The 22,529-nt window shown below is 58.5% G+C and carries 21 protein-coding genes; 9 read left to right on the top strand and 12 right to left on the bottom strand.

What is annotated here, in order from left to right; genetic code table 11:
• Window positions 1–186 precede the first annotated feature (186 nt).
• Entirely contained in the window at window positions 187–624 is a 438-nt protein-coding gene (gene panM, locus DDA898_RS01055) for an aspartate 1-decarboxylase autocleavage activator PanM (protein ID WP_013315843.1), read from the top strand.
• A 118-nt stretch (window positions 625–742) separates the two neighbouring features.
• Here the strand turns inward: panM and rpoH are convergent, their stop codons facing one another.
• The 4 genes from rpoH to ftsY all read right to left on the bottom strand — a co-directional run bounded on the left by rpoH (window position 743) and on the right by ftsY (window position 4,951).
• A complete protein-coding gene (gene rpoH / locus DDA898_RS01050) occupies window positions 743–1,600 on the bottom strand; it encodes an RNA polymerase sigma factor RpoH (RefSeq protein WP_013315842.1) in 858 nt (285 codons plus the stop codon).
• A 360-nt stretch (window positions 1,601–1,960) separates the two neighbouring features.
• Window positions 1,961–2,932, bottom strand: coding sequence for a permease-like cell division protein FtsX (gene ftsX, locus DDA898_RS01045; RefSeq protein ID WP_038909923.1), 972 nt, complete (start codon window positions 2,930–2,932; stop codon window positions 1,961–1,963).
• On the bottom strand, window positions 2,922–3,590 hold the full coding sequence (ftsE, locus tag DDA898_RS01040) for a cell division ATP-binding protein FtsE (RefSeq protein ID WP_013315840.1): 669 nt from the start codon (window positions 3,588–3,590) through the stop codon (window positions 2,922–2,924). The genes ftsX and ftsE overlap by 11 nt, the downstream gene beginning before the upstream one ends.
• A 5-nt stretch (window positions 3,591–3,595) precedes the next feature.
• Window positions 3,596–4,951, bottom strand: coding sequence for a signal recognition particle-docking protein FtsY (ftsY, locus tag DDA898_RS01035; RefSeq protein WP_038909921.1), 1,356 nt, complete (start codon window positions 4,949–4,951; stop codon window positions 3,596–3,598).
• A 310-nt stretch (window positions 4,952–5,261) separates the two neighbouring features.
• On the opposite strand from ftsY, the gene rsmD reads away from it, so the two are divergent.
• Complete coding sequence (gene rsmD, locus DDA898_RS01030; RefSeq protein WP_013315838.1) at window positions 5,262–5,885, top strand: 16S rRNA (guanine(966)-N(2))-methyltransferase; 624 nt, start codon at window positions 5,262–5,264, stop codon at window positions 5,883–5,885.
• The gene (locus DDA898_RS01025) at window positions 5,875–6,156 is read left to right on the top strand and encodes a DUF1145 family protein (RefSeq protein WP_038912373.1); all 282 of its coding nucleotides are present in this window, start codon (window positions 5,875–5,877) and stop codon (window positions 6,154–6,156) included. The genes rsmD and DDA898_RS01025 overlap by 11 nt, the downstream gene beginning before the upstream one ends.
• Window positions 6,157–6,216: 60 nt before the next feature.
• On the opposite strand, the gene DDA898_RS01020 is transcribed toward DDA898_RS01025, so the two are convergent.
• Window positions 6,217–6,543, bottom strand: coding sequence for a DUF1820 family protein (locus DDA898_RS01020; protein ID WP_038909920.1), 327 nt, complete (start codon window positions 6,541–6,543; stop codon window positions 6,217–6,219).
• Window positions 6,544–6,814: 271 nt separating this feature from the next.
• Between DDA898_RS01020 and DDA898_RS01015 the strand changes: the two genes are divergently transcribed.
• Complete coding sequence (locus tag DDA898_RS01015) at window positions 6,815–7,444, top strand: lysoplasmalogenase (RefSeq protein ID WP_038909919.1); 630 nt, start codon at window positions 6,815–6,817, stop codon at window positions 7,442–7,444.
• An 82-nt stretch (window positions 7,445–7,526) separates the two neighbouring features.
• Here DDA898_RS01015 and tusA read toward each other — a convergent pair whose 3' ends face one another.
• Window positions 7,527–7,772: a sulfurtransferase TusA gene (gene tusA, locus DDA898_RS01010; protein WP_013315834.1), complete on the bottom strand. Its 246-nt coding sequence runs from the start codon at window positions 7,770–7,772 to the stop codon at window positions 7,527–7,529.
• 609 nt (window positions 7,773–8,381) lie between these two features.
• On the opposite strand from tusA, the gene DDA898_RS01005 reads away from it, so the two are divergent.
• Together DDA898_RS01005 and DDA898_RS01000 are read left to right on the top strand one after the other, a co-directional pair.
• The gene (locus DDA898_RS01005) at window positions 8,382–9,053 is read left to right on the top strand and encodes a 7-cyano-7-deazaguanine/7-aminomethyl-7-deazaguanine transporter (RefSeq protein WP_038909917.1); all 672 of its coding nucleotides are present in this window, start codon (window positions 8,382–8,384) and stop codon (window positions 9,051–9,053) included.
• Between the two features lie 185 nt (window positions 9,054–9,238).
• Window positions 9,239–9,802: a DcrB family lipoprotein gene (locus DDA898_RS01000; RefSeq protein ID WP_033111504.1), complete on the top strand. Its 564-nt coding sequence runs from the start codon at window positions 9,239–9,241 to the stop codon at window positions 9,800–9,802.
• Window positions 9,803–9,857: 55 nt separating this feature from the next.
• Here DDA898_RS01000 and DDA898_RS00995 read toward each other — a convergent pair whose 3' ends face one another.
• On the bottom strand, window positions 9,858–11,081 hold the full coding sequence (locus tag DDA898_RS00995) for an MFS transporter (protein ID WP_038909916.1): 1,224 nt from the start codon (window positions 11,079–11,081) through the stop codon (window positions 9,858–9,860).
• A gap of 205 nt (window positions 11,082–11,286) precedes the next feature.
• Between DDA898_RS00995 and yhjD the strand changes: the two genes are divergently transcribed.
• The 3 genes from yhjD (at window position 11,287) to kdgK (ending at window position 13,638) form a co-directional block, all read left to right on the top strand.
• Window positions 11,287–12,273, top strand: coding sequence for an inner membrane protein YhjD (gene yhjD, locus DDA898_RS00990; RefSeq protein WP_038909915.1), 987 nt, complete (start codon window positions 11,287–11,289; stop codon window positions 12,271–12,273).
• A gap of 45 nt (window positions 12,274–12,318) precedes the next feature.
• Entirely contained in the window at window positions 12,319–12,522 is a 204-nt protein-coding gene (locus tag DDA898_RS00985; protein WP_038909913.1) for a 2-hydroxymuconate tautomerase family protein, read from the top strand.
• 183 nt (window positions 12,523–12,705) lie between these two features.
• Window positions 12,706–13,638, top strand: coding sequence for a 2-dehydro-3-deoxygluconokinase (gene kdgK, locus DDA898_RS00980; RefSeq protein ID WP_038899973.1), 933 nt, complete (start codon window positions 12,706–12,708; stop codon window positions 13,636–13,638).
• Window positions 13,639–13,764: 126 nt separating this feature from the next.
• Here kdgK and DDA898_RS00975 read toward each other — a convergent pair whose 3' ends face one another.
• The 5 genes from DDA898_RS00975 to DDA898_RS00955 form a co-directional block, all read right to left on the bottom strand.
• Complete coding sequence (locus DDA898_RS00975) at window positions 13,765–15,258, bottom strand: M16 family metallopeptidase (RefSeq protein WP_038899972.1); 1,494 nt, start codon at window positions 15,256–15,258, stop codon at window positions 13,765–13,767.
• A 276-nt stretch (window positions 15,259–15,534) separates the two neighbouring features.
• Window positions 15,535–16,821, bottom strand: a complete 1,287-nt coding sequence (locus DDA898_RS00970; RefSeq protein ID WP_038909912.1) for a dicarboxylate/amino acid:cation symporter — start codon at window positions 16,819–16,821, stop codon at window positions 15,535–15,537.
• Between the two features lie 400 nt (window positions 16,822–17,221).
• Window positions 17,222–18,220, bottom strand: a complete 999-nt coding sequence (locus DDA898_RS00965; RefSeq protein WP_038899971.1) for a glycosyl hydrolase family 8 — start codon at window positions 18,218–18,220, stop codon at window positions 17,222–17,224.
• Window positions 18,221–18,232: 12 nt separating this feature from the next.
• Entirely contained in the window at window positions 18,233–18,700 is a 468-nt protein-coding gene (gene bcsD / locus DDA898_RS00960; protein WP_013315819.1) for a cellulose biosynthesis protein BcsD, read from the bottom strand.
• Window positions 18,701–18,702: 2 nt separating this feature from the next.
• A complete protein-coding gene (locus DDA898_RS00955; protein WP_038909910.1) occupies window positions 18,703–22,521 on the bottom strand; it encodes a cellulose biosynthesis protein BcsC in 3,819 nt (1,272 codons plus the stop codon).
• Window positions 22,522–22,529 lie beyond the last annotated feature (8 nt).

Below are 22,529 nucleotides of genomic sequence, written 5' to 3'. Positions count from 1 at the left end.
TTAAAATCCGTATTTTGTTTCAAAAATAGTCAGTTATGCTGGTTTTACCACTGAGGAATAATTGATTACTCGAAAAATTAATGGCAGAGAAACCTTTTTCCCTGATAACCGTATAGAAAAAGTTACACAACCCTTTTTCTACAGGCTCACTACAATATTCTTAAGAATCAACAGGAGCACCCGCGTATGAGACTCTCGGTTGAACGCCTCACAAAAATCAGCGAACAAGACAGGCATGATCTGGCTTTCATTTGGCCACACCAGAATTTCGACGCACTGGAACGCGACCTGAACCATGAACACCGCCTGTTTGCCGCTCGCTTCAACGATCGCTTACTGGCGGGCGTCATCGTCGAAATCGACAACAACAGCGACAGCGCGGAATTGACCGACCTGCAAGTCAGAACCTCCACCCGGCGGCATGGCGTTGGTAAATATCTGGTGGAAGAAGTGCTGCGCGCCTGCCCCGACGTTAAGGAATGGTGGCTGGACGCCGCCGACCATGCGCTGGTCAGCGAAGCGGTGATGGACACATTCATGCAGTCCTGCGGTTTCTACCCGGTGTCCGGCGGCTGGGAATATGTCGTTAATCAGGAAAAGGAAATGAACAGGGAAGAGAAGTAGTGGCATGCCGTAGGGCATACGGCAATAAAAAACCCTTCGGGTGATAAAACAAAACGACCGGGCGGCTTGCAGCTGTCCCGGTCGTTTACGGTGGATAAGGCGTTAGTAGCGGCCTGCGTTATGCTTCAATGGCCGCCCGCAGCTTCTTCATGGCATTCTTTTCCAGCTGACGTACACGCTCAGCGGACACGCCGTAATGATCAGCCAGTTCCTGCAACGTGGACTTATTGTCGTCATCCAGCCAGCGGGCGCGGATAATATGCTGGCTGCGCTCGTCCAATCCTTCCAGCGCATAGGTCAACTTGTCCGCCGCATGGGTTTCCCAGTTGTCCTCTTCAATGCCATCGGCAAAGTCGGAAGATTTGTCCTGCAGATACAGCATCGGCGCCATCGGCTGGCCCGGCTGCGCGTCATCTTCCGGCGACGGGTCAAACGTCATGTCCTGCGCGGCCATGCGGGATTCCATTTCACGGACATCCTTGCTGGTCACACCCAGTTCGCGCGCCACCAGTTCCACTTCGTCCTGATTAAACCAGCCCAGACGCTGCTTGGTTTTACGCAGGTTGAAGAACAGTTTGCGCTGTGCCTTGGTAGTCGCCACCTTGACGATACGCCAGTTACGCAGTACGTATTCGTGAATTTCGGCCTTAATCCAGTGTACGGCGAACGACACCAGGCGCACGCCTACTTCCGGGTTGAAGCGGCGCACCGCTTTCATCAGGCCGATGTTGCCTTCCTGAATCAGATCCGCCTGCGGCAGACCGTACCCTGAATAGTTACGGGCAACATGAATAACGAAACGCAGGTGTGAAAGAATCAGCTGCTTGGCGGCGTCCAGATCCCCGTGATAATGCAGTCGTTCAGCCAGCGCCCGCTCTTCCTCCGCCGTCAGCATCGGATAGGCATTGGCGGCACGAATGTACCCTTCCAGACTGCCCTGGGGAACTAAGGCGAAAGTTTGCATATCTTTGGTCATTCCACCCCTCTCATAGATCATTCATATCGTTGCGCATCATCGAACAGCATACCGATATTTGTCGCACCTTCTGTGCCTAAAAACAGAACTACTGTACCTAAAAACAGAACTACTGTGCCCCAAAACCGGATTATCGCTATTTCTGGATTAACTCTGGTTAGAGTGTGATTGGCTGCACAAGTTCCACTTTTTTAACCATCTTATTTTACCTGTCAAGATGGATGTCGTGGGGTGCAGCAGGCTGGCGAGTGATGAAGGAAGGTTGCATCGAAGACGCTGGCAATACGCTTCCCTCGCTGCTCGCCGCTATCACGAAGGAAGAGTATACCAGAAAACGCCCGGGCCGGACGTCAATACAGATTATTCCGGTGTAAAACGGCGTAAATGTTGTACCGTCGCCAGCCAGGCGGCCAGCCAGCCAATCATCACGGCGATCAGGATCAGCAACAGCGTCTCATCCCAACCCAGCCCGCGCACCGTAAAGGTAGTGCCGAACACCGCCGCCACCTGCACCACCGCGCCCGACAGTTTCCACACCAGCGCCTGCGACAGGATCAACGACAGCACCGCGCCGCAAAACCCCAACAGCGCGCCACCATGCAGGAACGGCCGCAGAATGAAACCGTCGGTGGCACCGATCAGCTTCATCACATTGATGGTGTCGCGACGGCTGAAAATACTCAGCCGCACACTGTTGCCGATAACCAGAAATACCGCCACGACCATCAGAATACCGATAGTCGCTGCTATCTGGCCCACCAGCCCGGTCAGCGCCACCAGACGGGAGAACCAACTGTCGTCCATACGCACCTCATCCACCCCCTGAACGGCGGCGATACGATCGCGCAGCGTATTGAGCGTCTGGTTATTTTGAAAACCCAGTTTCGGCGAAACGACCGCCACCGCCGGCAGCGGATTCTCCTCCAGCATATCCAGCGCGCCGCCAAAACCGGACCAGTTGCGGAATTCACCCATCGCCTCGTTGCGGGACAGGTAATTCACCTTGTCCACGCCCTCTTCCGCCTTAATTTTGCCAATCACCGCTTCGGCGGCGTTGTCATCAAGCGACTTGTCCAGATACACCGTCAGTTGCGGCGTCGGATACCACTGCGACGCCGCCTGACTGACGTTTTTCCACACCAGATAACAGATGCTGGGCAACGTCAGCGAAATGGCGATCACCATGATGGTCAACAATGTTGCCAGCGGCTGGCGCAGCATATCGCGCAGGGTGTTGGCCCAGGCATAACGCCACTGTTCCTGCCAGCCGCCCTGCAAAGAACGGGCTTTGGTTTTTCTTCCGGCTCGCTGCGCGCGGGTATTATTCGCCATCGTGACCTCCCAACATGCGCCCCTGCGACAACGTCAGCACCCGGTAATGGCGGCGGGCGATAAGCCCGGTGTCGTGCGTAGCCATCAGCACCGTGACACCCACGCGGTTAAACTCTTCGAACAGGCGCAGAATGCCCTCGGACAGCGCCTCATCCAGGTTACCGGTCGGTTCGTCCGCCAGCAGCACCGCAGGCTTGTTCACCACCGCGCGGGCGATACCCACGCGCTGCTGCTCGCCGCCGGAGAGCTGAATCGGGTAACTGCGCGCTTTGTCGAGCAGCCCGACTTTATCCAGCGCCGCCGACACCCTACGGCGGATATCTTCGGCGCTGGCGCCGGCGATAATCAGCGGCATGGCGACGTTTTCATACACCGTGCGATCCATCAGCAGATGGTGATCCTGAAAGATCATGCCGATCTGGCGGCGCAGAAACGGCACCTCGCTTTTCTTCAGACGACTGATATCGTGACCGCCAAACAGGATGTGGCCCGCGCTTGGGCGCTCAATCCCGCAAATCAGTTTCAGCAGGGTACTTTTCCCCGCACCAGAGTGACCGGTCAGAAACACCATCTCGGCCGGGCGGATATGAAAATCCACCCCCTGCAATGCCTGACGACCGCCGAGATACGCCTTACTGACCTGCTCAAACCGAATCATCCGTTTTAATCCTCACGGGCAAACAGGGCTTCAATAAAATCATCCGCCTTGAACGGCCTTAAGTCATCAATACTTTCCCCCACCCCGATGTAACGGATGGGAATGCCAAACTGATCGGCGATGGCGAAGATCACCCCGCCCTTGGCGGTGCCGTCCAGTTTGGTCAGCGTGATGCCGCTCAGCCCGACCGTTTCATTAAACAGTTTGGCCTGGCTGACGGCGTTCTGACCAGTGCTGGCGTCCAGCGTCAGCATCACTTCGTGCGGCGCGTTTTCGTCCAGCTTCTTCATTACGCGCACGATCTTCTTCAACTCTTCCATCAGGTGCGATTTATTCTGCAACCGCCCGGCGGTATCGGCGATCAGCACATCGACGCCGCGCGCCCTGGCGGCCTGCAGCGCATCGAAAATCACCGAGGCGGAATCCGCGCCGGTATGCTGAGCCACCACCGGCACATTATTGCGCTGGCCCCACACCTGCAACTGCTCCACCGCCGCCGCGCGGAAGGTATCGCCCGCGGCCAGCATCACCGACTTGCCCTGCGCCTGATACTGCCGCGCCAGCTTGCCGATGGTGGTGGTTTTACCTACGCCGTTGACGCCCACCATCAGAATGACGAACGGCGTTTTGCTGTCGATATCCAGCGGCGCGTCCACTTTCGCCAAAATGTCGCTCATTTCCGCTTTCAGCAACGCGATCAGCGCTTCGGCGTCTTTCAGTTGCTTGCGGCTGGCATGCTCGGTCAGCCGATCGATAATTTTCCGGGTGGTTTCCACCCCGACGTCGGCAATCAGCAGTTGTTCTTCCAGCTCGTCAAACAGATCGTCGTCAATTTTCTTGCCGCGGAACAACCCGACGAATCCGGACCCCAGATTCTGACGGGTTTTAACCAGACTGCGTTTCAGGCGGGCGAAAAAGCCCTCTTTGGTCGGGCGTTCCTGCTCCTGAGACACCACCGGCGCAGCCGGAACAACCACCGTTTCTGGCTCGAGCTCGACATCGTCCTCCGCGACAGTATCTGTCTGTGGTTCAGCATCTGCCGTCGGCTCAGCGACGAGCGCTACCGTTTCCGGCGGTTCGACCGGCGTCGGCGGTATCTCTGCCGCTGTCTCAGTCGGCTGCGATTTCGGTGCCGGCGTTTCCCCGGTTTCAGCCTGCGTGGCTTCAGCCAACGTGGTTTTGTTCAGCGCCGGCGGCTCCGGCGCTTCATCGCTCGTATTTTGCGCCGGTTCCGGGGCAGCGGGCGTTGCGTCATCCGCCTGCGGCGCTTCCGGGGCCGGTTGCGGTTGTTCGGTTTTATCCTCGTCCTGGCGTCCTAACCCCAGCCAGGAAAAAAATCCGCGCTTTTTCTCTTTCGCCATCGTGTAATTGCGCTCCTGCCACCCAGTGCGGCTGATCAATAACCAATAGAAGTCAATAAAACAACGAGTTTAACACTTTCCCGCCGCCAGCAACACGCGCCGGACCACCGGAGAGAGCGACAATCTCCGTAACCAGGTGTGTCAAACTCAGGCTATGTTCACTGATATGTCCACTGATTTGAGGGATTTTTCCGCGTCGTCTCCCATTAACTGCATCTTTACATTTGCTACACCGGCTGGCGCCGTTAGAATAACGCCTCATTAAATCCGGCGGCCGCCGCCGGTACTTTATTTCAGCAAAATGCAGGCTATGGTAAAACATCAAGCGACATCCGCACCCGGTCAAATCCGCATCATTGGCGGTCAGTGGCGCGGCAGAAAACTCCCCGTGCCGGACAGCCCCGGTTTGCGCCCCACCACCGACCGCGTACGTGAAACCCTGTTCAACTGGCTGGCGCCGGTGATCCAGCAATCACGCTGTCTGGACTGTTTCGCCGGCAGCGGCGCTCTGGGGTTGGAAGCACTGTCGCGTTATGCCGCCCATGCCACGCTGCTGGAAGCCGAACGCAATGTGGCGCGTCAACTCACGCAAAACCTGTCGCTGCTGCGGGCCGATAATGCCGAGGTCGTGAATGCCGATACGCTGCAATGGCTGGCTAAACCGGCTTCGGCACAGCCTTACGACGTGGTGTTTCTCGACCCGCCGTTTCGTCGCGGCCTGCTGGACGACACGCTGCGGTTGCTGGAAACCGGCGGCTGGCTGGCGCAGGAAACCTGGATCTATATTGAAACCGAGGCGGAAAACCGCACGCTAGCCATCCCGCCCACCTGGACGCTGCACCGGGAAAAAACCGCGGGGCAGGTTTCCTACCGTCTTTATATTCGCCACGCATCCGACGCGGCCTCAGGAGGCAACGATGAGCATCTGGATTAACCTTGGCCGGCTACTGATGTTGGGCATATGGGGATTTTTGATTATGAACCTCATTCACCCCTTTCCCCGCCCGTTGAATATCTTCATGATTCTGGCGATGGGGTTCATGCTGCTGATGCACGGTGTGCAGTTCCTGCTGCTGAAAGCGAGCCAACCCAAAGACGCGCCGCCGCTCAGCGGGCTACTGCAATTACGCATCTTCCTGTTTGGGGTATTTGAATTGCTGGACTGGCAGCGCAAGCAGCCGACGCCGCCGCGTAAACGGCGTTAACCGGCAGGCTCGCAATCAGGGAAAACGGCGGCGCGATACCGCAAAGCGCCGCCAGGCCGGTCAGGTTTTTTTACCCGGCAGAGAAGGAAAATGGGTAACGTTGTCGCCCAGTTCCGAAATCCGCGCGCTATCACGTTCGCGCCCGGTCACGGCGTCAATACGAATGACCGCCTGCAGCGGAATATAGCTGCGGTCGACGCCGGCAAACTCCGTTTTCAGTTTTTCCGTAGTCGGGTCAACCAGTACGGTGGACGGGTTGTCGAAAACAAAGTCGGCGATTTCAATAAATCCGAACAGATTGCTCTGCACCAGCTCGCGCACATACAGCTGATAGTTCTTACCGTTATTGATGAACTGGATGCGGTAAAGTACGGGTTCATTGCTCATTTAAAGGTTCGTCTCCTCCGACAGACCGCCGGGTATCATTATTCCGTCACAAAAACTGGCCGCTAACATAGCATGAAGCACGACGACCCGCAGCCCTGTGCGGGCGGGAGACACGCCACCGGAGCGGATCCGCGTCAGCCCGACCCTGGGATCCGCCTATACTTAGGCTGGCGGTGCCCGTTGGAATGACCAACATAGCCGGGTAAGTCAGAAAGAAAAGACGCGCCGCATGGCGGGGTTCCGCCCGATTCACCACGTTTAAGGACACTGTATGCTCTGGTCTTTCATTGCCGTATTTTTTTCCGGCTGGCTGTATGTCGATGCCAGCTACCGTGGCCCGGTCTGGCAGCGCTGGCTGTTTAAACCCGTCACCCTACTGTTGATGATGCTGATGGTCTGGCAGACGCCGATGCTCGGCATTCCCGGTTATCTGGTGGTGCTGGGTCTGGCCGCCACGCTGGTCGGCGACGCGCTGATGCAGCTCTCCGGCGACAGGCTGCGATTCGCGCTGTCGACCTACCTGGCGTCGCACTTGCTCTATACCATCAGCTTTTTCGCCTCGCGGCCATCGCTGGGTTTTTTCTGGCCGCTGCCGCTGACGCTGCTGATTCTGTCGGCGTTGCTGCTGGCGCTGCTGTGGTCCCGGCTGGAGGCCGAACGTCTGACGGTCACGGCGCTGGTGCTGGTGACCGCATTCATGGCGTGGGTGGCGGGGGAGCACTACTTCGCGCTGGGCAACGAATCCAACTTCTCGCTGCTGCTGGGTACGCTGCTGTTATTTGCCGGTCACGCCATCTGGCTGGTGAATCACTTCCGCGTTAACTTCCGCGCCCATCAGGCGCTGGTCGCCATCTGCTATTTTGGCGGCCACTTCCTGATAGTACGTTCGCTTTACGTATAGTACGTTCACTTTATATAGTACGTTCGCTTTACGTCTGGCGGCGACGTCCTCCCGCACTGGCCGGAGGGCCGTCAGCCGCTGGTTACGCACCCTTGCGCAGCAGGTAACGATAAGGCAATTGCTCGGTCATCTGCGCCAGCAGCTCATGCTCCATATAACGGCAAAAACCGGGGATATCGCGGGTGGTCGCCGGATCGTCGGCGAGAATCAGCAGGGTTTGCCCGGCGTCCATCTGGCGCACCGTCTTGCGCACCATCATTACCGGCTCCGGGCAGCGCAGTCCCTGAGCATCCAGGGTACGGTCCGGATTGGCGAAAATATCGGTCATTCAGCGTCTCATTACGATTGTCGAACACATTGCGGCTTAGTTTACCCTTCCCGCAAAGAGGGGCAAGCCGCACGGTCTGGTCGGCCCCAATCAGCGTCGAATAACGCAGGCCCAGTAAAACAATCCGCCCTTGCGGGGTGGCCTGACTGGCCGCGCTTCGCGTCGCCGGACTGTGTATCAGACCACGATGCGCCCCCTCCTCCGCTTTGATCGCGGTCAGTTAAACCGGCACCAGCAACACGCATAATCGGGGCATCGGCTAACCATTGCAAAGCCGCAACAACGCGGTATGATGCCGACACGTTAGCGTTAAAAAGACGCATATAACCCAAATAATTCGAGTTGCGTTGTCCCTTCAAGGGCAAGGCGAATGGCGAGCCTTGTAACGCAACCGAATGAATCTCCGGGAGCTTATATAAGTAAGTGACCGGGGTGAGTGACGACTCTGCCGGAAGCAGAGTTGAACGCAGCGTGCTGCGGCCCAACAGGGGTGAGCCTCATGGATGGGACGAGTATGCGGCCAATGCAGCTGCAACGTGAAGTATGACAGGTATAACGAGGCAATTTGTCTGGGTTCCCTAACCCCAATAACCAAAAAAAGGTCACATTATGTTTCAGTTTTCCGCACAACAGCGGCTGACAGCGCTGTGCTGGCTATCTCTCTTTCACATCCTGGTGATTATCTCCAGCAACTACCTGGTTCAGCTGCCGATTACGCTTTTCGGCTTTCACACCACCTGGGGCGCATTTACTTTCCCGTTCATCTTCCTGGCTTCCGATCTGACGGTGCGGATTTTCGGCGCCCCGCTGGCGCGCCGCATTATTCTGACGGTGATGGTGCCGGCGCTGGTCGCGTCGTATCTGGTTTCCTCCCTGTTCTATAAGGGCGAATGGCAGGAATTTAGCGCACTGAGCCAGGTGAACCCGATGGTGGCGCGTATCGCCGCCGCCAGCCTGATGGCCTATTTGCTGGGCCAGATTCTCGACGTGCAGGTCTTCAACCGCCTGCGCCGGCTCAAAGCCTGGTGGGTGGCGCCGGCCGCTTCCGCCGTGCTGGGCAACCTCAGCGATACGGTGGCGTTCTTCTTCATCGCCTTCTATCGCAGCACGGATCCGTTCATGGCCACGCACTGGATGGAAATCGCCACGGTGGATTATTTCTTCAAGATCGCCATCAACCTGATTTTCTTCCTGCCGATGTACGGCGTACTGCTTAACATGGTGCTGCGCCGCCTGAGCCAGCCGGGGAGCAACGCGCCATATCAGGATCAAACCGCCTGATACGCGGTTTTCACTCATAAAAGGGTTTCGGAATAACCGGAAAATTGCCTTCCCCAGCCTGATTCGGGTGCAAGACAGGGAACGTGATAACAAAACGCTTGTTTTTACGTCCCGAATCAGGTGCCATAGCGCCACTTCTGTTTTTGTTCGTGATGTTTTTGTTCGTGATTAAAGAAAGGATACCCATGCCAAATTTAGCGAAATATATCGGTATTGGTCTGCTGGCCGCCACGCTGGCCGCCTGCGACGGCAACAGCGATAAGAAAACCAGCGCACCGGCCGCCAGCCCGGCGGCGGAGAAAACCACAGCGCAGAACGTGTCCCTGCTCTCCGGCAAACTGACCTTTACCCTGCCGGACGGCCTGAGCGACCAGAGCGGCAAACTGGGCAATCAGAACAACAACATGCACGTCTATGCGGATCAGAGCGGCCAGAAAGCCATCATCGTGATTGTGGGTGATGACACGCCGCTGGATCTGCCGGCATTGGGTCAGCGTCTGGAGCAGCAGCAACGCGGGCGCGATGCCAACCTTCAGGTACTGGGCAACAAAACCGCCGAGATCAACGGCCATCAGATTCAGCAGTTGGATAGCGTCCTGACCAGCAACGGGCAGAAGGCGTTCTCATCCATCGTGCTGGCCAAAGCGGACAGTCGTCTGCTGACGCTACAAATCACGCTGCCGGCGGATAACCTGCAGCAGGCGCAGGCCGACGCCGGCAAGATCATCAACACGCTGAAACTGAACTGATCCCGCCACGGGTTCTTCGTCATCCCGCCGGCAACGGCTGTCGGCGGGATGACACTCACACCGCTTTCGCGTCGCGCCCTCCGCGCTGATACAGACGCACCGTCAGCAACAATCCGACCAGCGCCAGCCCCGCCGCCGCCAGATAAATGGCATCGATATCGGTATAGGCCATCATCACGCCGGCCGCCGGCCCAACCACCCCCAGCGATAAATCAAGAAAGATGGTGTAAGTCGCCAGCGCGCTGCCCTGATTCTGTGCCGACACCGCCTTGACCGCCACCACGCCCAACGCGGGAAACACCAGCGAAAACCCGGCGCCGGCGAAAAATGCGCCTGCTTCCGCCATCAACGGGTGCGACGCCAGCCACACCAGCAGCAGACCGGCGCTTTCCACCAGAAAGCAGGCCAACGCGACCCGCAGGCCGCCGAAACGGTTAATGACATTCGGAAACAACAGCCGGGTGCCGACAAAGGCGCAACTGAACAGGCTCAGGGTCAGCGCGGCGCCGTCCCACTGACGGCTGGCGTAAAACAGGGTGATAAACGTCGAAATCACGCCGAACCCGGCGGACGCCAGCGACAAAATCACGCCGTACAGCCAGACCTTGCCGAGTACTTCGCGAAACGGCAGCTTCTTGCCCGGCGTTACCGTCACCGCTGGGCGGGGCAACGCCAGCAGAATCGCCGCGCCGGCCACCAGCACGATCACGATAGCCAACAACCGCAATCCGCCCAGATGATAAATCCACACCCCCAGCGGCGCGCCAATCGCCATCGCGCCGTAGGTCGCCACGCCGTTCCACGAAATCACCCGGCCGATATGCAGCGACCCGACCACGCCGACGCCCCACAGGGTTGCGCCGGTGCCGGCGAAGCTCTGCCCGATGCCCAGAACCAGGCGGCCGACGCACAGCAGCACCAGCGCCAGCACCGGCGAGCCGTCATTCCAGGCCGCCAGCGCATAAAATACGCCGCTCAACAACACCCCGGACAGCCCGAACACCACCACCTGCTTCGGCCCTTTCTCATCCGCATGGCGACCGGCTCGCGGGCGACTGAGCAGGGTAGAAAAATACTGTAAGCTGATCACCAAACCGGCCCAGAATGCGCTGAACCCAAGGTGCTCATGCACATAGCCCGGCAACACCGCCAGCGGCAACCCGATATTCAGGTAGCTGGCAAAGTTAAACATCACTACGGACATGATGCGCAAATTCAGGCGTAAGCCGCCGGGAGAGGGTTTCGGCGGCGTAGACACAGGCGGTGTGGAAACTGGCATGGAAGAATCGGCTCGCTTACGGGTCGCGTCGACGGGCGAACGCGGCGGACAATGTTGAGATTCTGAGTATAAACAAGACATTTGCGTCTTTCAGCACCAATTCGCGCGCGCCGCCATCCGACTTTGGCCTCTGTGCCTTTACGCTTATATAACAGGGCCGCGCCTGCGTTATACTCAGCAGGATCCGTCGCTCAGGAGAGATTGCATGCCTGTGAAGCCCAACCAGCCACGCCCATCGACCAAACAGGACACGCCATCCGGCGCTTCCCGTCAGCGATTCGGGTATGTAACCGGCTGGCTGCACCGCATCAGGTCGGTGCCCGCTATCGCCCATTTTATCCGCGCAGGCGACCGTTTTAACGACCGGATGGGCAACCAGTTCGGCGCCGCCATCACCTACTTTTCGTTTCTGTCGCTGATTCCGATTCTGATGGTATCGTTCGCCACGGCGGGGTTTGTGCTGGCCTCCAACCCCGACCTGCTGACCGGCCTCATCAACCGTATCGTCAACAGCATCAGCGACCCGAGCCTCGCCCGCACCCTGAAGAATACCGTTAATACCGCGGTGCGGCAGCGTACCACCGTCGGGTTGACCGGTTTGCTGATCGCGCTCTATTCCGGCGTAAACTGGATAGGCAACCTGCGGGAGGCGATTCACGCCCAGTCGCGCGATGTGTGGGAACGCCAGCCGCACGAGGAAGAGAAAATCTATCTGCGCTACCTGTGGGATTTTCTGTCGCTGATCGGGCTGCTGCTGGCGCTGGTGATTACGCTGTTTCTCACCTCGGTGGCCGGTAGCGCGCAGGCGACGATCGTCCGGGCTCTGGGCCTGAACGGCATTGATTGGCTGCGCCCGGTGATGACGCTGATCGCGCTGTCCATCTCTATCTTCGCCAACTATCTGCTGTTTTTGTGGATACTGTGGGTACTGCCGCGTCACAACCCCCGGCGTGGCCCGTTGCTGCGCGGCACGCTGATGGCGGCCATCGGCTTCGAAGCGCTGAAATTCGCCATGACGGTGGCGCTGCCCGAACTGGCGACATCGCCTTCCGGCGCCGCGTTTGGCTCCGTCATCGGTTTGATGACGTTTTTCTATTTCTTTGCCCGCCTGACGCTGTTCTGCGCCGCCTGGATCGCCACGGCGGACCCGAAAACCGATATCAATACGCAGGCGCCGCTGCCAGGCGCCTGACAACTTCCATGGCCTAATCACATGGCCTAATCAACAGGAGCGACCATGCCTTTCGTCAACATCCGCATCACCAAAGACGGCGCTACCGCCGAACAAAAAAAGCAGCTGATTGCCGGCGTAACCCAGTTGCTGGTGGATACGCTGGGAAAAAATCCGGCCACCACCGTGGTCATCATTGATGAAGTGGAAACCGACAACTGGGGTATCGGCGGAGAGAGCGTCACCGAACGCCGCCAGCAGGCGTCATAACCGGAAACACAACGTATTAATAGGCAATAGTCCCCTAAGGATCGGGATTACAACTGGTTTTCCCGATCCACATCATGAAAAAATAAAACATCGTTTCATCGCTATTGACTCCATGCCGTGTAATGTTGAGACTGGCGCTAGTTTCCGTTTGGTTCACCTTCTCTTTTTTACAGGTCAGCTGTCATGACGACGAAGAATATTGCGATTATTGGCGAGTGCATGATTGAACTGTCACAGAAAGGCGCGGATCTCAACCGCGGTTTTGGTGGCGATACCCTCAACACCGCCGTCTACATTTCCCGTCAGGTAAAACCGGACGCGCTCGACGTACATTACGTCACCGCGCTGGGTACCGATTCCTTCAGTAGCGAAATGATGGCTTCCTGGCAAAAGGAAGGGGTCAAAACCGACCTGATCCAGCGTCTGGACAACAAACTACCGGGCCTGTATTTCATCGAAACCGACGCCACCGGCGAGCGCACCTTTTACTACTGGCGTAACGATGCCGCGGCCCGTTACTGGCTGGAAAGCCCGGATGCCGACACCATCAGCCAGCAACTGGCGCAGTTCGATTACATCTACCTGAGCGGCATCAGCCTGGCGATCCTGAATCAAGCCAGTCGCGCACGTCTGCTGACGGTGCTGCGCGCCTGCCGCGCCAACGGCGGCAAGGTGATTTTCGACAATAACTACCGCCCGCGACTGTGGCAAAGCAAGGAAGAAACCCGTCAATCGTACAGCGATATGCTGGCTTGCACCGATATCGCGTTCCTGACGCTGGACGACGAAGATATGCTGTGGGGCGAGCTGCCGGTGGACGAGGTGTTGAAACGCACTCATGGCGCCGGGGTGACGGAAGTGGTGATCAAACGCGGCGCGGACGCTTGTCTGGTTTCTATCCAGGGCGAAGCGCTACTGGAAGTTCCGGCGATCAAGCTGCCCAAAGAGAAAGTCGTCGACACTACGGCGGCGGGCGACTCGTTCAGCGCCGGTTACCTGTCCGTGCGCCTGAACGGCGGCAGCGCGCAGGATGCCGCCAAACGCGGTCATCTCACCGCCAGCACCGTGATCCAGTATCGCGGCGCGATTATTCCGCTGGAAGCGATGCCTGCCTGAGCGGGGTTAAACCGCTGACGCAATAAAAAACGCCGGTTCAGTCTGTCATGCTGAACCGGTCGTTTTTTTTTCGATATGACCAGCGTCGCTGTCTCAACGCGCCTCCACAGGCACGGCGCTCGGGCGTTAACGCACCGCCGAGGTTTCGTCCTGCGATGCTTTGGCGGTATCCGGCGCGGCGGCAGCGGCGCCATTATCGGGCTGCATGATACTCATGTAGGTTTCCCGCAGCGCCTTCATATTGGCTTCCGGCTCGCCCTGCGGCTGTAACATCACCAGCGTCGCTTCCTGAGACAACTGCTGATGCAGTTCCTGATTCAGCATCTCCAGCGTGACGGACGACAGGTAGTTCTGGCGCAGTTTCTGATACTGCTCCGGCGCAATGTCCACTACCCCGTTTTTCTGCGACCGCAGGCGCTGATCCATCAGAATGTCGGTGCTGGCGCGGGCATAGGTGGCGAACAGTTTGCTCAGTTCTTCCGTCTTGCGCGCCATCAGCGCGTCAAACTCCGCCTGAGACAGCCCCTTGTCCCGCAACGCCAGCAGTTCTTTGCTCAGGAAGGTTACGCCGGCCTGCGCCGATTCGCTGGTGACGTTGTCCAGATGGATGGCGCACTGGGCTCGGCCATACACCACATTGCAGTCAAAGCGCACATTGGTGTCTTTCAGCGGGCTTTTGGTCAGCACCTGCTGCATATGCCAGAACAGCGCTTCGCGCGCCAAATCGCTATGCCAGTAACGGGCCAGCGCCTGAGAATCGCGGATGGGCTGCCACGGCATGTCCCACACCAACGACAGAATGTCCTGCTTCACGCTGCTGTCCATCAGGCTGATCGGCGTCGACGGCATCGCGGACAGCGTCGGCAGCGGAGAAGGCGTCACCCGTTTGCCCTGCAACGGCGAGAACACTCTGTCGATCTGTTCGGCGATGGCGCGACTGTCGACGTTGCCCACCACATACAGCGTCATGGCATCCGGGGTGTACCAGGTTTTGTAGTATTTGCTTAGTTGCTCGGCATTCACCGACGCCTTGAGCGGTTGCCCCGGCGCGTACGACAACAGCGACGACCCTTTCAGACGGTAACGCCAGCTCGGGTCTTGCGGATTGGTGGGCGCGGTCGCCACCGGGTCAATCATCTTCATCGCCGACGCGATGCGTTTATCATTAATCTGCAACTGGCCCGCGGTGTCCGCCAGCCAGCTCAGCGCATCTTTCAGCAGGTCAGGCCGGTTATTAGGCAGACTCAGATTGTAAGAGGTAAAGTCATACGAGGTGGTCGCCGGAGGCAACGGCCGGGTTTCGCTCTCAGACTGCTGCCACAGCGACGGCAACTGCCCGGCGGAAAAGGTGTCGCGCGGCAATAACGCCAGGCGTGGAATAAAATGGGAAAACCCCGTCTGTTGCGCATTTTCCGTCAGTGAACCGGTATTAATCATCAGCCGTAGTTCAATTCGGTCGCTGGGACGCTGGGGTGTTGCAAGAAGCTGCCAGCTAAAGCCGTTATCCAGCTTGCCCTGTTGCCAGGCGGGATCGGGTTGTAGTGCTTCAGCCTGCACGTTGCCGACGGCGGTCGCCAGCAACACTCCACCAACAAAAAGGCCAAATTTGGTGCCCTGCATGTGAACCCCTACTTTAATCACTAACCAATACAGTATGTTTTTGTGAATTCGGGCGACATCATCTTGCCACCTCACGTGTTATTCGCCTCACAAAAAAAGAGAAACGAAGTGTACCATCACGTTAGACAGCGTGCTTTCGTCTATGTCACTCAACAACGTGAAATAAAGAGTAAAAAAGTTAAAGGCGTCTAAATCTAGCACAGAATGGATAAGAATTACCCACAGTCCGCGAAGCGAACTGTGGGTAACCGGCAGGAGATAATCAGTGTTGAGCTATCAGGACGGGCGGGATTCCGCCGCCGGGCCGTCATTACGGCCGGACAACACGTCGTTCATCTGTTTGGAATCAAGCTGCTTACACCACTTGGCTACGACTACGGTCGCCACGCCGTTACCCACCAGGTTAGTCAGCGCGCGGGCTTCGGACATGAAGCGGTCGATACCCAGAATCAGCGCCAGACCGGCAAGCGGCAAGTGCCCTACGGCGGAAATGGTGGCCGCCAGCACGATAAAGCCGCTACCGGTCACGCCCGCCGCCCCTTTGGACGACAGCAGCAGCACCACCAGCAGGGTGATCTGATGCCAGATGTCCATGTGGCTGTTGGTCGCCTGAGCGATAAACACCGCCGCCATGGTCAGGTAAATCGAGGTGCCGTCCAGGTTGAAAGAGTAGCCGGTCGGAATCACCAGACCCACCACCGATTTTTTGCAACCCAGTTTTTCCATCTTCTCCAGCATACGCGGCAGCGCGGACTCGGAAGAGGAGGTCCCCAGTACGATCAACAGTTCTTCACGAATGTAACGAATGAACTTGAAGATGCTGAAACCGGTGGCTCTGGCGATAGAACCCAGCACCAGCACCACAAACAGGATACAGGTGATGTAGAAGCAGATAATCAACTGCCCCAGTTGCACCAGCGTGCCCACGCCATACTTGCCGATGGTGAAGGCCATGGCGCCGAATGCCCCCAGCGGCGCCAGACGCATGATCATGTTGATGATGCCGAAAATCACTTTGGAGAAGCTTTCGATCACGTCGAAAATCAGCACGCCCTTGTCGCCCAGACGGTGCAGCGCGAAACCGAACATCACCGCAAACAGCAGCACCTGCAGGATGTTGCCGCTGGCGAAAGCGCCAATCACACTAGACGGGATCACATCCATCAGGAACGGCACCACGCCTTGCTTACCGGCTTCAGTCGCGTAGTTCGCCACCGCAGCCACGTTCAGCGCCGCCGGATCCACGTTCATGCCCGCGCCAGGCTGCAGCACGTTCACCACCACCAGACCGATGATCAGCGCCAGCGTACTGACGACCTCAAAATAGAGCAGCGCGACGGCACCGGTACGCCCGACGGCTTTCATACTCTCCATCCCGGCGATCCCGGTGACGACGGTACAAAAGATCACAGGCGCGATCACCATTTTGATTAATTTCACGAATCCATCGCCCAGAGGCTGCATCTGCTGCCCCAGCGCCGGGTAGAAGTGCCCCAGCAATATCCCTATGGTAATAGCTGCAAGTACCTGAAAGTAGAGACTTTTGAATATTAATTTTTTCATAGTGTGACGTCCTTTGATGGGAAAACACACGGGGGACAAAGAACGAAAAGTTGCCGCCTGTGCTTGCGCCGGAAAATAACACCCTGATAACAGGCTGAATACTTTTATAACTTTAGTTTGTGAACATCCGGTTAAAAACAAGAGCTGAATCGCTTCAACAGATTCTTCCCAAAAACATTGCATTAATTTATCGGTAACATCACGCATGACTAGCGCGGCGTCAACCTCGCGGCAAACCGCGCCATTACTCTATTCTGCGCTGATTCATAAGAATTTTTTGTGAATGGGATCACGAGTAACAAGCAGGTTAACAAAGCGTGAAAAACACGCCATTCAGAGGGATAAAAGTGGGGAAAATGGCAAGGACATCGTCCTCGCCATGTGTACCGCAAGAATAAGGTTATTTACCGCGCGCCAACATCACCAGCAGGCGCAGGCTCGACGAGTAGTAATCTTCCGATGCGCCGGGCAGATCGCTGAGCCCGTCGAGGTTGCCCATCGTCAGGTCGCGCACCGCCAGCAAACCGCCCTGCATATTGTAAGTCGCGGTGTTAGCGCTCAGCACATCAACCCAGGCCGGCGTCGTCAGGCGGGGATAATTACGCCAGTACAGCTGGAACGGCACCAGCGCCGTGGTTTTGGCGTCATACCAGTACAGATACAGCGGGATACGAATGGCGTCGTAACTGAAACGCGACGGCCAGGCCGTCGCCGGCGCCATCGTTCCATCCGCGTTCAGCGCCGCCCAGTCCGTCGGTAATCCAACCTGACCGAAACGCATTTCTCCGACCAATGACAGGCTGTCGTCAATCAGTTGTCGCCACACCTGAAGATGGCTGCGGTTAGCAAAGTCGCGCCAGGCCGGGAACAGGAAATATGACGGGTTAAGGATCACATAGCTGTTCTTGTTGAAGCCATAGGCGCCGGGCAACATCACGGTGCGGCCCGCAAACTGAATGATATTGCTGGCGATGATCGCTTTCTGGATGCTGTCCGACGCCTGCAGGTAACGGTTGTCCTGCCACTTATTTCCCGCTTTTAACAACGCCCAGGCAATCAGCACATCGCCATCCGAGGCGTTGTTCTTATCCACCACCGGATTGGCCGCCGACGGATCGTAACGCCAGTAGAACAAGCCGCTGGTGGTGTTCTGTAGGTGGCTTTGCGTCCAGTTCCACAGGCTATCGAACGCGATGCGGTCACCGTAATGCACCGCCATCAGCATGGCGAATCCCTGACCTTCGGTGTGGCTGACATTCTTATTGCCGGTATCCTGAATGCGCCCGTCCGTGGTCATGAAACGGCTTTTATAGATTTCCCAGCCGTTCGCCGCCGTAGCCGACGCACTGAACCACACCATCAGCATCAACGCCCAACAACGCCACATTGGCTTTCCCATTATGCCTCCGGCTCAGTGTTGGTAACGGAACAGCAGGGTCGATTCGCTGTCGGTTTCTTCGCAGGACAGCGGTACAGACTCGACGCCGCCCTGCTCACGCAGCCAGCGGCTGTAGAGCCCCTGCAACACCGCCGCCATCGCCATGCGCCATCTGACGCTGCCCGACGAGTTCACCGAGGCGGGCAACGCCAGATGATAAATCTCCAGCCGATTTTCATACGGGCGCAGGTCCACGCATCCCCAATGGAACAGCGACAGCACCCGATTAATCTCCCGTTCCAGATCCACCACCGTCACCGCCGCCGGCAGCGGGTAGCGTTCGGCCAGTTGCCCGCCTATGTGACGCAAAAACGCCAGCCCTTCCCGCTCACCGGCGTTATCCATCATCCCGTTGACGATCACGCCGAACAGATCCGCCCAGCCGGACGGCAATTGCTGCTGCCGATAATAATTCAGTGCATGCTGTTGCAGGTCACTCATGCTTATTTACCTCCAAGCCCGTAGCGGAAATAGAGCCGGGCCGTGGTTTCGTTATAGTTGCCAAAGGTGTCATAGCCCATCTGTCCGCCAACGGTCACGTCTTTGGTAACGCGATAATCCGCGCCGACATGCACGTTATAGCCAATGCCGCTCTTACTGTCGCCTGCGTAACGGGACTCCGTTGATTCACCCCGTGCCACGGCGTTTTCCAACAACGTTTGCAGGTTCGGATCATTGGGGAAATAGACACTGCCGTCGCGCGAATAGGATTGGTACCCCACCGTCACGCCGGCCTTGACATTCAGGTCGTCGTATTTCTGGCTCCACTCCACCGGCAACGATACTGATACGTAATTCTGCGGGCTGAAATACCCCCCTTGTCCGTAGCTGTAATAGCTTAGATCCTGGGAGAAATTCATCCAGCCCAAGTTGACACCGACCTTCAGCTCACGGTTGTTATCGCGGACTGGGCGAATATACACACCCGTATTCGCCATCGCGCCGGTATTGTTCTTCACATTTTCGCCAAGATAACTGTACAGGCCGCCACCGCCATAGAAACCGATATCGCCGTTGTCATAGCTCAACAACACGTTACCGCCGTTCTTGGTGACCTGCCCCCAGCGTTTGCCAGTCAGCGGGTCGCGGCTGCCTACGTAAGACAGCAGGCTGTCTGCCACCACACGGCGCTCGCCGGTCACTACCAGCGTCAGGAAATCCGTCAATTTTGGCGACCACTGAACACCACCCACCAGCGTATTCAGATCCTGACCCAACGGTGTGCTGCCAAGGTCAACTTTATAATTCTTGCCAAGCAGCGCCAGATTCAGTTCCGCACCGGACATCCGCTGCTGCTTAACCGACCCGGCTGCATTGGCGCCGGACAACCCCAGCGCAGCCTGCGCTTCCGGATTAGCGGACTGGAATAACGACTGGACGCCAAAAGTCTTCAGGCCATTGCCATCCACCGACCCGGCATTCATGGTAACGGGCGTGATTCCGAAATTGATACGCGAGCTGCCAAACGAGCCGCTTGACCAGATCAGTGGTGCTTTCGCCTCGGTAAACCGACTTAAACCCGACTCGCCATCGCGGGCGCGAATCTGCACTCCGGTCTGCACCCAGCCGCCGGTATCCCGTTCCAGGTCTGCCATCATGCCGTTGATTTGGGTCAGCGTGGCAGCCTGTTGTTGCGTGGTGGCGCCGGCCACCGCGGTGTCGCCAGTGGCGACACCGTTACGCTGCTGCCACGGCATCACGCTGCCATAGGAGGAAGAACTGCTGGCGACGCGGGTGGCCGCCGGCGTCGAACGATCGATGAACGGGTTGTCCGTCATCGCCAGTCCGCCGATCGCGGGCGCGGCGCCAGGTGCCGCGCCCTCCAGCCCCACCGCTTTCGAGCGGGCGGTTTTCAGATAGGCCATCGCCTGGTCGCGGTTGCCTTCGGCATCCGCAATCCGGGCCAGCAGCAGCAATCGCTCCGGTGTCTGTTCGCCCTGTAAGCCCGTAGACAGCGCGTGCGCTTTGTTAGCGTCGTGACGCTCCAGCGCCACATTAATGGCGCCGACGCGCGCTTCCTGCGTCGGGGTATCGTGCGACAACAGGTAGTCGTAAACGTCCGCCGCCTCTTTGTTCATTTTGCCGGACTGGTATAACCGGGCCATGGCGAACATCAGATCGGTATTTTTCGGATCGCGCTGCAACGCACGGGCCAGCTTGTCGTAAGCCTGCGCGTACTGCTGGTTCTCACGCAGGCGATCGGCCTCGCGCACCACGAAACCGGTACGTAGCCCATCCAGTTGCGTCGCGCTGCTGCGCGCCACCAGTTCCGGGCGGCTTAGCCACGACTGCGCTTCGTCGCTCAGCCCGGCCTGATTCAGCACCCCGACCTGATCGGCGTAATCGCCGGCGTTGCCCTGCACGCCGCGCTGCATGTTGTTGCGCACCACCGCTACCGCGGCGGCGGTATCGCCCGCCGCCGCCAGCGACTTGGCCAGTTTGCCCGCGTCAGCCGGGTTGTCCGGCGGTGTGACCGACAGCGCCCGCAAGGTATTGGCCGCCGCGGCGTTCTCGCCCCGCGACAAATACACTTGAGCGGTCGCCATCTGCAAATTGAAATTGACCCGCCGCGCCAGACTCCGGGTATCTTCGTTCTGATTGCGCGGCGGAATGCGCGACAGCAGCGTGCTGGCCTGCTGCCAGGCGTTATTTTCACTGGCGAACAGCGCGGCGGCGTACAGGTCATCCGCACCGGCGCCGGCGCGGAACAGCGGCTGCATCAACGACGTGGCGGCAGCCGTATTACCCTGCTGCTGATAAATCCGCGCCAGATCGAGCTTCAGCCAGCCATCGTTCGGGAAGCGCTGAATACCCTGCTGCAACAGACCGATGGCGCGAACGGTATCGCCCGCCGCCAGCGCCTGTTTGGCTTCGTTGCGCACCGGTGCGCTGGTAGCGACCGGGCGCGGCGCCATGCTGCGACGCACGTTCTCCGGCAAGGCCGCAAACAGGGTATTGGCCTCGTCGGCGCGGTTTTGCTCGCGCAGCACGTAATACAGCCCTTCTTTGGCGTTGCGATTATCGGCATCGGTTTGCAGGACATCGCGATACAACCGCTCCGCCTGCGGAAAATTATTGCTGCGGCGCAGCACATCGGCCCGGAACAGTTTCGCCGTCAGCCCCTTGTCGCCGCCGGCCTGCGCCAGCGGCTCGCTCAGGGTCAGCGCCTGCGCCGTATCGCCGCTCTTCATCGCCTGCTGGGCATTCGCCAGTTGGGCGTAGAAACGGGCATCGTCCGCCTGCTGCTGGCGCTGCGCGCTGTTCTCGCCGCCTTGACGGGCCGCCCGCTCCAGATAGGACGCCGCCGCGGCAAAATCGCCGCGCCTCTGGGCAGCATAGCCCATCCCCGCCAGCGCATCCGCATCTTCCGGGTTAGCCTGCAACACCTGGCTGAACGCGGTTTGCGCGTTGGACAGATCGCCGCTGTTGAGTGCGGTAAACCCTTTGTCTTTTTCGCTGCCGCCCACATTTTTGCGGTAATAATCCATCACCGCCGTGTCCTGCGGGTGACGCTGCTGGTAGAGCTGATAGAACGGTGCATCGTCCGCTTTCGGCCCCAGCCACAGCAACGCCTGCCGCATCGCCTGATCGGCATCGGCGCTGCCGGACGCCAGCCCGCTCAGGATCTGCACCCCTTCGCGGCGGGTCGGCTCCTGATAGGTCAGCGCCTTGCCGAGCGCCACGGCGGCATTGGTGTCCTGCGGATGCGCCGCTGCGAACTCGCGCAGGTGGTCAATCGCCTGCGGCAACAGCGTGCGGTCGCCCGCCATGGTCAAATAATATTCCGCCGCGATGCTGGCGGGCGGCTGGCTGCCGCTGAACAGATTGCGCCAGGTTTGCAGCGCGGCGCTGATATTGCCGCTGCGCGCCTGCTGACGCGCCAGCGCCAGTTGCGCCTGTGGAATGGTCGCCGCCTGGCGGGCGTTATCCAGCGCCTGCAACAGCGGGTCCTGCGGCGATGCCTTGCTCAGGCGTTCGCGCCATTTAGCCGCTTCGGCGCCGTCACCGCTGTTTTGGGCATACAGCGCCATCAGGTAAAGCGCACGCGGGTTGTCGGCATCCACCCGCAGGATTTTCTGCAACGCGTCGCGGGCAAGATCGTCGTGAGAGCGCTGATGCCAGTAATCCGCCTGCTCAAACAGCGCCTGTAGCGCCGGATTGGCCTGCGCCGCCAGCGCGGAGGCCGACAGCACGCCGCCGACCACCACCCCGGTAAGAGACAGTGACCGACGGATGCGGGCTGTTAATGTCGTCATCTTCATAGGTGGCT

The sequence above is a fragment of the Dickeya dadantii NCPPB 898 genome, from assembly GCF_000406145.1.
In the GTDB taxonomy this organism is placed as follows: Bacteria; Pseudomonadota; Gammaproteobacteria; order Enterobacterales; family Enterobacteriaceae; genus Dickeya; species Dickeya dadantii.
Note: the sequence above shows the minus strand (reverse complement) of the source record. Positions and strands in the feature narration are given on the sequence as shown.